Raw genomic sequence first — 12,635 nt, 5'->3', positions numbered from 1 at the left:
CCACCCGTGGCCCGCGCCTGCCGGTACGGTCCGCCGGGCGCCGTCAGGGAGTGGGAATCGCCTCGAACTGCTCGGGCACGGTCAGCAGGGTGGCCCGGCTGAACGGCCAGAAGACGGTGAAGGCCCGGCCCACGACGTCCTTCTCCGGGATGGTCGCCGAGGTGATGTTCTGCCCGGACTGCTGGTAGTGCTCCAACGAGTCACCGGAGGCCGAGCGGTGGTCACCCATGACCCAGAGCCGTCCCTCCGGTACGACGACGTCGAACTCCTGGTCCGCCGGCTTGTCGCGGTGCCCCTCGAAGGAGAAGATGTACGGCTCGTCCAACGACACCCCGTTGATCACCAAGCGGTCCTGGTCGTCGCAGCAGACCACCCGGTCACCGCCGGTGCCGATCACCCGCTTGATGAAGTCCTCTCCCGCGGGGTTGCCGCTCCACTCCACGGGCGCCTTGAAGACGATCACCTCGCCGCGGTGCGGCGTACGGAAGTTGTAGACCAGCTTGTTGACCAGCACCCGATCGTCGATCTTGAGGGTGTTCTCCATGGACGGCGAAGGGATGAAGAAGGTCTGCAACACGAAGGCGCGTACCAGTACCGCGACCACGATCGCCACCCCGAGGAGGATGGGCAGTTCCTTCCAGAAGGAATGGCGCGACTTGTCGGTCTGCTCGTCAATCACGGAAGGAGCCTACGTTGCTCGGATCGACGCCACCGCGCGGAACGCGCGAGAACGGATAGCCCGGCCGCAATCGGGAGAACCAGGACGACACCTCCATCGGCCGTGGGCCGCACCAGCGGCGCGGCACCTCCGGTGGCCGCCGGCGGCGGCGGGGGCACACTGTCGAACGTCTCGGGTACCGGCAGCGAATGCCAACGGCTCGACGGCCAGACCACCGCGAAGGCCCGTCCCACCACGTTGTCGATCGGCACCGTGCCCTGACAGCGGGCATCCTGGGACACCTGCCGGTGGTCGCCGAGCACGAACATCTGGCCGGGCGGCACCACGATCTCCTCGAACCGCCGGGGGCGGCACTCCTCCGGGTTCGGCGGCAGGTCCAACGGCGAGTCGCGCAGGACGTACGCGGACTCGTCCAGCGGGGTGCCGTTGACCAGCACCCGCCCCTCGTCGTCGCAGCAGCTCACCCGGTCGCCCGGCAGCCCGATCACCCGCTTGATGAAGTCCTTCTCACCGGGACGGCCGTACCCGATCAGATCGCCGACGGTACGGCCGAGACGGTCGGCGAAACCGCCCGGCGGTTCCACGTCCACCTGTGGAACCCACTGGTCGGTACCCCGGAAGACGACCACCTCGCCGCGTTGCGGATCGCGCACGTTGTAGACGACCTTGTTGACCAGTACCCGGTCATTGACGAGCAGGGTGTCCTCCATCGACCCCGAAGGGATGAAGAACGCCTGGAGCAGGAAGGTGCGGATCAGCACCGCGAGGCAGAAGGCGACGATGAGCAGCAGGGGCAGTTCCTGCCAGAGCGGCATCTGCGGCTTACCGCGTCGGGTGCGTCTGCGCCACGGATCGACCGCGCCGCTGTCGTCAAGCGCCTGTACCACGCCCACTCCCCGGTCCGCAGATACGACTACCGCCCGTGAGTCTCGACGAGACTCTCCGGGCGGTAGTGGAGGCACCCGCCACAGGAGGCGGGTCGCCGTACCGCTGCGCCCGTACGACCAGGGTAGTGCGACCTGGCGAGTACGGCATACGCGCAGCTCGGACGGCGTGGCGCAGCGTCGAGGTCAGCTCGGCAGCTTCTCGCGCAGCTCCTTGATCTTGGCCTTCTTGCCGCGCAGCTCGCGCAGGTAGTAGAGCTTGGCACGGCGAACGTCACCGCGGGTCACGACCTCGATCCGGTCGATCGCCGGGCTGTTGATCGGGTAGGTCCGCTCGACACCGACGCCGAAGCTGAGCTTGCGCACGGTGAAGGTCTCGCGCAGCCCGTCGCCCTGGCGGCGGATGACGACGCCCTGGAAGATCTGGACCCGGGACCGGTTGCCCTCGACCACCCGGGCGTGCACCTTGACGGTGTCACCGGCGCGGAAGGCGGGCAGGTCGGTGCGCTTCGACTGGGCGTCAAGAGCATCCAGGATGTTCATCGCGGTGTCCTCGTAAGGCTCACGGCGCACCGTCACTCGGCGCGCGGATGGGTGATACTGATCCTCGGGTAGTGGCCGTGGCGAACCGACCCCGGTCGAGGATCCTCGCAGCCGTCCACGGCGCAGACGGCTCCGGCAACCCCTCTACTTTGCCACATCCCGTCCGGGCACCGGAAATCCACCCCGGTCCAACGCCGCCACATCCCGTTTGTCCAGGCTCTGCGGGTCGAGCGCGGCGAGCATGTCCGGACGGCGCCGACCGGTACGGGTGAGCGCCTCGTCGCGCCGCCAACGGGCGATCCGCCCATGGTCGCCGGAGCGGAGCACCTCCGGCACGTCCCGGTCCCGCCAGGTCGCCGGCTTGGTGTACATCGGCGCCTCGAGCAGCCCGTGCGCGTGTGACTCCTCGGTCAGCGAACCGGCGTTGCCGAGCACCCCCGGCAGCAGTCGGGTCACCGCCTCCAGGATCACCAGCACCGCGACCTCACCGCCGAAGAGCACGTAGTCACCGAGGCTGACCTCGGTGACCGGCATCCGGTCCGCCGCGTGGTCCAACACCCGCTGGTCGATGCCCTCGTACCGGCCGCAGGCGAAGAGCAGGTGCGGCTCGGCGGCCAACTCGTACGCCAGCGCCTGACTGAACGGCACCCCGGCCGGGGAGGGCACCAACAGCCTCGGTGCGGCCGAGTCGGCGGGGGCCAGCGCGTCCAGCGCCGCGCCCCACGGCTCGGGTCGCATCACCATGCCGGGACCGCCGCCGTACGGGGTGTCGTCGACCGTACGGTGCACGTCGTGGGTCCAGCCCCGCAGGTCGTGTACGGCCAGCCGCAGCGTGCCGTTGGCCCGGGCCTTACCGATCAGCGACAGTTCCAGCGGGGCGAAGTACTCCGGGAAGATCGACACGATGTCGACACGCATCAGGGTGGCTCCCGGGGTCAGAGGTCGAGCAGGCCGCCGGGCGGATCGACCACGACGCGACCACCGGCGAGATCGACCTCGGGGACGATCGCCTTGACGAACGGAATCAGCGCGGTGCCCCCCTCGGGGCGGCGCAGCACCAGCAGGTCGGAGGCGGGAGCGTGGTCGATCCGGGCCACCTCGCCGAGGCGCTCACCGGACGGCGTGACCACGGCCAGCCCCACCAGCTGGTGGTCGAGGAACTCCTCGGGGTCCTCCGGCGGTGCCACCTGGGTGCTGTCCACGGTGAGCAGGGTGCCCCGCAACGCCTCCGCGACGTCCCGGTCCAGCGACCCTTCGAAGGCCACCAGCAGCCGCCCCTGGTGCCAGCGGGCGGCCTCCACGGTCAGCTCGTCGGGCACCTCGTAGCGCACGCCGGCTCCGGCGGGCGACTCCGGCCCGCCCCGGGTGCCCGCTCCCGGCATGGTGCGCAGCACCATGCCGGGAGCGAACCGCGTCTCGGGCTCGTCGGTCCGCACCTCCACGGTGACCTCACCGCGGATGCCGTGCGGCTTACCGATCCTGCCGACGATGAGCAGCATCAGTACGAGTCGACGATGTCGACGCGTACGCCGCGCCCACCGATGGAGCCGATCACCTGGCGCAGCGCCTTGGCGGTCCGGCCGGACCGCCCGATCACGGTGCCCAGGTCCTCGGGGTGCACGCGCACCTCGAGCCGCTTGCCCCGACGGGAGTCGACCATCCGGACGCGTACGTCATCGGGGTGGTCGACGATGCCCTTGACCAGGTGCTCCAACGCCGGCCGCAGTGCCATGTCAGGCCTGCTCGCCGGAGTCCGCAGCGGCCGGCGCAGCCGCCGGCTCCTCGGCCTTCGGCGCCTCGGCCTCGGCCTTGGCGGCCTTCTTGGCCGGCTTGGCCGGGGTGTCGGCCACACCGGCGGCGGCCTTCGCCTCGGCCTCGTAGGCGGCCTTGCGGTCGGCCCGCTCCGGCGCCATCTTCAGCGGCGGCGGGGCCGGCAGGCCCTTGAACTGCTGCCAGTCACCGGTCAGCTCCAGCAGCCGCTGCACCGCCTCGCTCGGCTGGGCGCCGACGGACAGCCAGTACTGGACCCGCTCCGACTTGACCTCGATCACCGAAGGGTCTTCCTTCGGCTGGTAGATCCCGACGAACTCGATCGCCCGGCCGTCGCGCTTGGTGCGCGAGTCGGCGACGACGATGCGGTACTGCGGGTTGCGGATCTTGCCCATCCGCAGGAGCCGGATCTTTACGGCCACGTCTGTTTCGCTCCTGTTGCGATCTCACCGGCCCGGTGCGGGCGGTGTGCATGGGTGAGCGCCAACCGGCACAGTGGGGTTGGGCCGGAGACCGCTCGGGTGGACTGGCGACGCGCCCGGGTTAGAGGGCGCCGGACACGCGCCGGATACCAGCCTGCCATTCTGCCAGATCCACCCGGGATCCCTCGCACCGGACCGGGGCGGGTCACCCACCGCGGTCCGGAAGTGACCGAGAACACACCCCCCGTCGGGCCGGTCCGGGACACCGGTGAACGGCCGGGCACGACCCGGGATCAGCGGACGGGCGGGCGGTCCCAGCCGGCGGGCAGTTGCTCCGGGGTGGTCCACTCCGGCGGCGGGGTGAACTCGCACCAGGTGCCGTCGAACGGAAACTCGCCCGCCTCCGCCAGCGCGATCGCCCGCTTCCCCTCGGCCCGCACGGCTGCTTCGTCGGTCACCCAGTAGTGCTCCGGGAAGGCCAGCCGCTCGACGAACTCGTCCTCGTCCTTCCAGTCCCAGCTGCGGTCCGGACGGATCCACACGTCCAGGTCCTGGTCGACGATGTCGACACCGGCCAACCCGCCGTCGTCCCACCGGACACCCGGCTCTTCGAGGTTGACGTACCAGCCGGTGAAGTGGCCCTGCGCGTCGCGGAACCACCAGACGGAGTGGGCCGCGCCGGTGGGCAGGAACGACAGCAGCGGCGGGCCGTTCCACCGCCCCTCGGCGACCCGGTACGTACTGGCGATCCACTCGGTGAACGGGACCGCGCGCATGCCCAGCCCGGCCGCCGTCACCTCGCCGGCCACCGGGGCGCCCTCGGCGAGCCAGAGCAGCAGGCCGCGATCGTCGTCGCTGACCACCCAGGAGGGCCGCACCCACCCGATCCGCCCGCGCCGCACGTTGCGGTGCACGATCAACCGTCCCGGCTCGAACCTCACGCCGCCGACCCTACCGCCCACCACACGGCCCACCCGGACGCCTCGCCGATCATGCGCTCACGGTCGGCGATACGCCCCTTCAGCGGCGCTGATCCCGACGGCAAGTGCAAGATCTGTGATGTCGCGCGGGATCGGCGGGCGGGGGCGGGAGTCAGTAGGCGCGGGCCAGGATGGCGATCAGGTCGGGCTCGTCCTCGGTGTCGGGGACCGAGCCGTCGGCGCGGACCAGGCAGCGGACGGTGACGCCCTGCCCGTTGGCCCTGGCCTCGCCCTCGACGCCGACTGCCGACCACGGCACCCGGGCCCAGCCGGTGGCCGCCGCCTCGATCGCCTCGTCCAGGGTCGCCACGTCGACCGTGCGCGACTGCCGGAAGGCCAGCGCCTCATCGTGCAGCGCCTGCTGGTCGGCTTCCAGGGCGGCGAGCACCGCACCGACCACGTCGGGCACCGGCGTGGGCGCCTTGGACCCGTCGGTACGCCGCACCACGACCGCGTTGCCGGCGGCCAGGTCCCGGGGGCCCACCTCGACGCGTACCGGGTAGCCACGCAGCTCGGCGTCGACGGCCCGGCGGCCGAACGGGGTGTCGGTGCGGTCGTCGAGGGCGACCCGGACACCGGCGTCGCGCAGCGCGTCGCGGAGCTTGGCCGCCGCCGCGCCGACGCCGTCACCGTCCTTGACCACCATGACGTACGCCTGCGTCGGGGCCAGCTTCGGCGGCACCCGCAGCCCGTTGTCGTCACCGTGGCACATGATCAGCCCGCCGAGCATCCGGGTGGAGGTGCCCCAGGAGGTGGTCCAGGCGTGTTCCCGGCCCCCCTCGGCGGAGGAGTAGCTGATGTCGAACGCCTTGGCGAAGTTCTGCCCCAGCTCGTGGCTGGTGCCCAACTGGAGGGCCTTGCCGTCGCCCATCATTCCTTCGCAGGTGTAGGTGGCGGTAGCCCCGGCGAAGCGCTCCCGGGCGGTCTTGAGCCCGACCACCACCGGGATGCCGAGCACGCTCACCATCAGGTCCTCGTACGCCTCGTGCAGGATCTGCCGGGCGTACGCGCGGGCGTCGGCGCGAGTGGCGTGGGCGGTGTGCCCCTCCTGCCAGAGGAACTCGCTGGTCCGCAGGAAGATGCGCGGACGCAGCTCCCAGCGGACGACGTTGGCCCACTGGTTGAGCAGCAGCGGCAGGTCGCGGTACGAGTCGATCCACTTGGCCATGAACTCGCCGATGACCGTCTCGCTGGTGGGGCGCACCACGACCGGCTCGGCGAGCTGCTTGCCGCCACCATGGGTGACCACGGCCAGCTCCGGCGAGAAGCCCTCGACGTGCTCGGCCTCGCGCTTGAGGTAGCTCTCCGGGATGAACAGCGGGAAGTACGCGTTCTCCGCCCCGGCCGCCTTGATCCGGGCGTCCATCTCGGCCTGCATCCGCTCCCAGATGGCGTAGCCGGCCGGTCGGATCACCATGGTTCCCCGCACCGGCCCGTTGTCGGCCAGCTTCGCCTTGGCGATCAGATCCTGGTACCAGCGAGGAAAGTCCTCAGCCCGGGGAGTAAGCACACGCGCCATGACCGCACATCCTATGCGCCCGCCCTGACCGCCTCCCCCACCGCCTCCTGAGCCCCCGTCGATCATGAAGTTGTTGCCACGACACGCCGGGCGGATCGGCAACAACTTCATGATCAACGCGGACAGCCGGGGCGGGTGGGTCAGGTGGGTGGGGGGAGGGGGTGGCCGCGGAGGATGAGGTGGGTGGGGGTACGGAGGGCGTTGAGATCCTGGCGGGGGTCCTCGGGGTAGATGGCCAGGTCGGCCAGGCCGCCTTCGACCAGACCGGGGAGGCCCAGCCATTCGCGGGCGGACCAGGAGGCGGCGGCGAGGACGTCCATCCGGGACATGCCGGCCTGTTCGTGCAGCAGGAGCATCTCCTCGACGGCCTGGCCGTGGTCGATGCCGCCACCGGCGTCCGTGCCGACGTAGATCGGCACCCCGGCCTCGTACGCGGACCGGACCACCTCGGGGAAGCGGTCGCGCAGGGCGAGCATGTGGTCGGCGTACCCGGGGAACTTGGGCCGTGCCTGGTCTGCGATGTGGCCGAAGGTACGGATGTTGATCATTGTGGGGATCAGGGCGGTGCCCTGCCGGGCCATCAGGTCGATCAGGTCGAGGCTCAGCCCGGTGCCGTGCTCGACCGAGTCCACCCCGGCCCGCACCATGATCTCCACCGCCGACTCGCTGAAGGTGTGCACGGCGGCGCGTACCCCGGCGGCGTGCGCGGCGGCCACGGCCGCGGCCATCGTGTCGGCGTCCCAGGCCGGCGCGAGGTCACCGACGCCCCGGTCGATCCAGTCGCCGACCAGCTTGACCCAGCCGTTGCCGGCCGCGGCCTGCTCGGCCACCGTCGCCGCCACCTCGGCCGCACCGACCTCGACACCGATGTCGCGCAGGTAACGCTTCGGCGGGGCGACGTGCCGGCCGGCGCGGACCAGCCGGGGCAGGTCGGGCTCGTCGTCCAACTCCGGGTACGGCAACGGTGAGCCGGCGTCCCGGATGGCCAGCACGCCAGCGTCCCGGTCGATGCGGGCCAGCGCGCGCGCCTGGTCCAGCGAGGTGATCGGGGCACCGCCCCGGGCGATGCCGATGTGGCAGTGCGCGTCCACCAGTCCGGGCAGCACGAACCCCCGGTCGGCGATCGTCTCCGCGCCGGGCACCGGGTCGAAGGTCACCCGGTCGCCGACCAGCCACAGATCCCGGACCTCGTCGTCGGGCAGGAGCACACCGCGCACATGCAGAGCCATGCGCACAGTCCTACCGCATCCGCCATGTTCCGCGCCCGGCAGCTGAGGTCCCGGTCACACGCCTCGACTTGAAGCGCTTCAACCCGGGAACGCTCGATGTCATGAGAGCCACGGGAAGCAGCGAGCGGCTCTGGACGAGATGCTCACCATTCCGGGGATGGCCCGACGGTCCGGCCTCACCGGGCGGACGCTGCGCTACTACCAGCGGCCTACCGGGCTCGGTGGCCCGGGATCCGGACAGTGGGCACCGCCGGTACGAGAGCGCTGCGGTCGACCGGGCCGAGGCCCGGGCGTGCCTGCGGTCGGCCGGGATGAACGTGACCGACCTGCGCCGACACCACGGACAGCCTGGTCGGGCTCGGGTTGGTGACCATCTGACGGACCGCTGCGCGCCGTCGACGAGCACTCCTCGTCGGCGACACGCGGCTCGTTGCGTCGGCACGCTCAGCGGGGCGGTTGGCCGCCCTTGCCGAGCTTGTTGAAGTCGATCTTCGGAAGCTTGAAGCCCGGCGGGAGTCCCTGACCGGCGGCCAGGTCGTCCGGGCTCAGGCCCGGCGGAAGCTGCGGCATGCCGCCCGGGAATCCACCGGGCATACCGGCACCGGTACGCGGCCGACCGCCGCCCTTCGTACCCTTGCGCTTGTTCTTCGGACTCTTGGTCGCCTTGCGCCGGCCACCGCCGGGCAGGCCCATCATGCCGCCCATCTGCTTCATCATCTTCTGCGCGTCGGTGAAGCGGTTGAGCAGCTGGTTGACGTCCATCACGGTGACCCCGGAGCCGTTGGCGATCCGGGCCCGCCGGGAACCGTTGATGATCTTCGGGTTGGTGCGCTCGGCCGGGGTCATCGACCGGATGATCGCGGTGATCCGGTCGAAGTGCTTGTCGTCCAGCTCGGCGAGCTGGTCCTTGACCTGCCCCATGCCCGGCATCATGGCCAGCACGTTGGCGATCGGCCCCATCCGCCGGACCGCGATGAGCTGGTCGAGGAAGTCCTCCAGGGTGAACTGCTCGCCGCCCATCAACTTGGCGGTCATCTTCTCCTTCTGATCGGTGTCGAAGGCCGCCTCGGCCTGCTCGATCAGAGTGAGGACGTCGCCCATGCCGAGGATCCGGCTGGCCATCCGGTCGGGGTGGAAGACGTCGAAGTCCTCCAGCTTCTCGCCGGTGGAGGCGAAGAGGATCGGCTGCCCGGTCACCTCGCGGACCGACAGCGCGGCGCCGCCCCGGGCGTCGCCGTCGAGCTTGGACAGGACCACACCGGTGATGCCGACGCCGTCGCGGAACGCCTCGGCGGTACGCACCGCGTCCTGGCCGACCATCGCGTCGATGACGAAGATGACCTCGTCGGGGCGGACCGCGTCCCGGATGTCGGCGGCCTGCCGCATCATCTCGGCGTCGATGCCGAGCCGGCCGGCGGTGTCGACGATGACCACGTCGCGGGCGGAGCGGCGGGCGTGCTCGATCGACGCCCTCGCCACCTGCACCGGGTCGCCGACGCCGTTACCGGGTTCCGGGGCGTACACCTCGACCCCAGCGCGACCGCCGAGCACCTGGAGCTGCCCGACGGCGTTGGGACGCTGCAGGTCGGCGGCGACCAGCAGCGGCTGGTGCCCCTGGGCCTTGAGCCAGCGGGCCAGCTTGCCGGCGAGGGTGGTCTTACCGGAACCCTGGAGACCGGCGAGCATGATCACGGTCGGTGGCTGCTTGGCGAACTGGAGCCGCCGCCCCTCGCCACCGAGGACGGTGACCAGCTCCTCGTTGACGATCTTGACGATCTGCTGTGCCGGATTGAGCGCCTGGGAGACCTCGGCCCCCCGGGCCCGCTCCTTGACGTTCGAGATGAAGCCCTTGACCACCGGCAGTGCGACGTCGGCCTCCAGCAGCGCGAGACGGATCTCGCGCGCGGTGGCGTCGATGTCGGCGTCGGTGAGGCGTCCCTTGCCGCGGAGCTTGGTGAAGATCCCGGAGAGGCGGTCACTCAAGGTGTCAAACACGCGAACATCCCGTTTGTCAGTGTTCCGGCGAGCACGAGTGGGGCCGAATGAGCGCTCCGACCACCGTTAGCGTATCCGGCCACCGGTAACACCGCTCCACGCCGCCTCACCCGTCGCCCGATGTCAAGCGGTGCCCCCTGCTCCACCGCCGGCGTCGAGAAGGTGCCCTTCCTCAGACCGCGGCGAGCACGGCCTGCTCCAGGCGTTCGCGTTCGGCGTCGGAGGGCCACGAGCCGACCAGGTAGAAGACGTCCACCACGTCGCCGCCGAGGGTGGCGATCCGGGCCGCCCGGACCTGCGCGCCCGCCGCGTCCAACGCGCTGGTGACCCGGTACAGCAGGCCGGCCGCGTCGGCGGCGCGCAGTTCCAACAGCACCGCGTCGGTGGCGGCGTCGCGGTGCCAGACCACCCGGGGTTCGGCGCCGGCCCCCCGGGCCGCCAACGCCCGGCCACGCAGCCGCTGGGTGACCGACACGTCGCCGCCGACGGCGCGACGCAGATCCGAGCTGAGCGCCACCGGGTCGGGCGGCAACCCGTAGCGGGGCTGGACCCGACACTCGACCAGGGCCCGCCCGTCCACCGTCGAGGCGTCGGCGGCGAGCACCTCCAGCCGGTGCAGGGCCAGGCAACCGGCCACCGTCGCGAGCAGGCCACGCCGGTCCGCGGCGGCCACCGCCACCCGGTCCCCGGTCAGGTGTACGACCGGCAGCGGCCCCGCCACCAGCGCCGGATCCGGTGCCGGCGGTTCCGGTACGGCACCGGTGTCGAGCATGGTCCGGACCCGGCCGACCAGTTCGGCGATCAGCCGGCCCTTCCAGTCCGACCAGGCGGCCGGGCCGGTGGCGGCGGCGTCGGCGCGGGCCAACGCGTGCAGCAGGTCGAGGGTGGTCACGTCGCCGACGGCCTCGGCCACTCCGGCGATGGTGACCGGATCGGCGAGATCCCGGCGGGTCGCCACGTCCGGCAACAGCAGGTGCAACCGGACGAGGGTGCCGATCAGCGCCGCCTCCACCGCGGGCAGGCCGATCCGGGCCGCGATCGCCGCGGCGATCGGCGCACCGACGGTGGAGTGGTCTGCGAAGGTGCCGGCGGGCTCGTGGCTGCCGGGCCGCCCGGCGACACCTTCGCCCGGCAGGCCCTTGCCGATGTCGTGCAGGAAGGCACCGAGCAGCAGCAGGTCGGGGCGGTCCACGTCGCGGGTGTGCCGGCTCGCCTCGAAGGCGGTCTGCACGAGGTGCCGGTCGAGGGTGAACCGGTGTACCGGGTTGTGCTGGGGCAGGCTGCGCAGCCGGGTCCACTCCGGCAGCCAGCGGTCGATCAGCCCGTACCGGTCGCAGGTTTCCCACGCGGGCAGCAGCCCGGCACCGGCGCCCAGCAGCGTGGTCAGCGCCGAACGCGCCTCGGCCGGCCAGGGCGTCGGCAGCGGTGGGCAGTACGCGGCCAGCCACTCACAGGTGGCCCGGGCGATCGGCAACCCGGTGGTCGCCGCGGCGGCGGCCACCCGCAGCGACAGGCTCGGGTCCGGGCGGGCACCGATGGCGGTACGGGCCAGCACCAGTTCCCCGTCGTGTTCGACCACGTCCCGGGCCACGGGTCGGCGCACCGGCCGCCCGTCGGCGCCCCGGCGACGACCGGTGCGCAGCCGGTCGGCGGCGCGGAACGCGTCGTCCAGGGCGTGGCTGACGGTACGGGCGTCGCCCGCCACCCGGCGCAGCAGGGCGTCACCGTCGCCGTCCGGTACACGCGGCACGGCGTCGGACCCGGGCTGCGGCACCCCGGCCTCGCCGGACGGCGTCTCGGACCGGCCCGGCTGCGCCTCGGGGTCGGCGGGTGGGGGTTGCCGGAGGCCGAGCAGCGCGGCCACCCCGGCGCGTTCCTGGGCGAGCAGCCGGTCGACCCGCCGGCCGATCTGCTGGTGCAGCGCGTCGCGGGCGTCCAGCAGCCGCAGGTGCGCGGCGTGTACGGCGGGACGCAGCGCGTCGGTGATCCCGGCGAGCGCGATGGCTCGCAGGATGCCCACGTCCCGCAGCCCGCCGGCCGCTTCCTTCAGGTCGCCTTCCAGCAGGAACGCCAGTTCTCCGTGGGCCTGCCAGCGGGTCGCCGTGCTCTCCCGCAGCGGGGCCAGTTGCCGCACGGCGGTACGCCGCCAGTGGTCGGCGGCGCTGCGGACCAGCGTGTCGGCCAGTTCGGGATCACCGGCGACGAAGCGGGCGTCGAGCAGCCCGAGGGCCACCTTGACGTCGTCCTGGGCCACCGACAGCGCCTCGGCGACGGTCCGCACCGAGTGGTCCAGCCGCAGCCCGGCGTCCCAGACCGGGTACCACAGTTGGGCGGCCAGTTCGTCGATCCCGGCCACCCCGGCGTGCACCAGCACCAGGTCGAGGTCGCCGTAGGGGGCACACTGCCGTCGGCCCAACCCGCCGACGGCGAGCAACGCGACGCCCGGCCGGTCCGGCACCAGCCGGGCCAGCCAGGCGTCGTACGCGTCCGCCCGGGCGCGACGCGCCGTCGCGCCGATCCCGGCCGGAACGCCGACGACCTCGTTGACCTTCGGGTCCGCCGTGCGGCTCGAAGCCGGGGTTTCCGGGGAGGTCAACGAGGTCATCGATGGTGT

Annotated in this window: 11 protein-coding genes and 1 pseudogene; all 12 read right to left on the bottom strand. The window is 72.0% G+C overall.

Annotated features, from left to right (window positions below):
• Window positions 1-43: 43 nt before the first annotated feature.
• Window positions 44-679 (bottom strand): signal peptidase I, encoded by a 636-nt coding sequence (lepB, locus tag D2L64_RS03630; RefSeq protein ID WP_119573111.1) that lies wholly within the window; start codon window positions 677-679, stop codon window positions 44-46.
• Between the two features lie 9 nt (window positions 680-688).
• Window positions 689-1,566 (bottom strand): annotated as a pseudogene (gene lepB / locus D2L64_RS03625) (signal peptidase I).
• Between the two features lie 183 nt (window positions 1,567-1,749).
• Window positions 1,750-2,106, bottom strand: coding sequence for a 50S ribosomal protein L19 (gene rplS / locus D2L64_RS03620; RefSeq protein ID WP_119573450.1), 357 nt, complete (start codon window positions 2,104-2,106; stop codon window positions 1,750-1,752).
• A gap of 144 nt (window positions 2,107-2,250) precedes the next feature.
• On the bottom strand, window positions 2,251-3,024 hold the full coding sequence (trmD, locus tag D2L64_RS03615; protein ID WP_119573109.1) for a tRNA (guanosine(37)-N1)-methyltransferase TrmD: 774 nt from the start codon (window positions 3,022-3,024) through the stop codon (window positions 2,251-2,253).
• A gap of 17 nt (window positions 3,025-3,041) precedes the next feature.
• A complete protein-coding gene (gene rimM / locus D2L64_RS03610; RefSeq protein WP_199714401.1) occupies window positions 3,042-3,602 on the bottom strand; it encodes a ribosome maturation factor RimM in 561 nt (186 codons plus the stop codon).
• A gap of 2 nt (window positions 3,603-3,604) precedes the next feature.
• Entirely contained in the window at window positions 3,605-3,865 is a 261-nt protein-coding gene (locus D2L64_RS03605) for an RNA-binding protein (RefSeq protein WP_175440282.1), read from the bottom strand.
• Window positions 3,840-4,298 carry a 30S ribosomal protein S16 gene (rpsP, locus tag D2L64_RS03600; RefSeq protein WP_119573105.1) on the bottom strand — a complete coding sequence of 153 codons (459 nt, stop codon included), beginning with the start codon at window positions 4,296-4,298 and terminating at the stop codon, window positions 3,840-3,842. The genes D2L64_RS03605 and rpsP overlap by 26 nt, the downstream gene beginning before the upstream one ends.
• 293 nt (window positions 4,299-4,591) lie before the next feature.
• Entirely contained in the window at window positions 4,592-5,239 is a 648-nt protein-coding gene (locus D2L64_RS03595; RefSeq protein WP_119573449.1) for a DUF402 domain-containing protein, read from the bottom strand.
• A gap of 151 nt (window positions 5,240-5,390) precedes the next feature.
• Window positions 5,391-6,797: a proline--tRNA ligase gene (proS, locus tag D2L64_RS03590; protein ID WP_119573103.1), complete on the bottom strand. Its 1,407-nt coding sequence runs from the start codon at window positions 6,795-6,797 to the stop codon at window positions 5,391-5,393.
• 140 nt (window positions 6,798-6,937) lie between these two features.
• Window positions 6,938-8,026, bottom strand: a complete 1,089-nt coding sequence (locus D2L64_RS03585) for an amidohydrolase family protein (protein ID WP_119573101.1) — start codon at window positions 8,024-8,026, stop codon at window positions 6,938-6,940.
• Between the two features lie 444 nt (window positions 8,027-8,470).
• The gene (ffh, locus tag D2L64_RS03580; protein ID WP_119573099.1) at window positions 8,471-10,021 is read right to left on the bottom strand and encodes a signal recognition particle protein; all 1,551 of its coding nucleotides are present in this window, start codon (window positions 10,019-10,021) and stop codon (window positions 8,471-8,473) included.
• A gap of 172 nt (window positions 10,022-10,193) precedes the next feature.
• A complete protein-coding gene (locus tag D2L64_RS03575; RefSeq protein ID WP_119573098.1) occupies window positions 10,194-12,626 on the bottom strand; it encodes a [protein-PII] uridylyltransferase in 2,433 nt (810 codons plus the stop codon).
• Between the last annotated feature and the right edge of the window lie 9 nt (window positions 12,627-12,635).

Origin of the sequence: Micromonospora radicis (assembly GCF_003583405.1) — a bacterium.
Taxonomy (GTDB): Bacteria; Actinomycetota; Actinomycetes; order Mycobacteriales; family Micromonosporaceae; genus Micromonospora; species Micromonospora radicis.
Note: the sequence above shows the minus strand (reverse complement) of the source record. Positions and strands in the feature narration are given on the sequence as shown.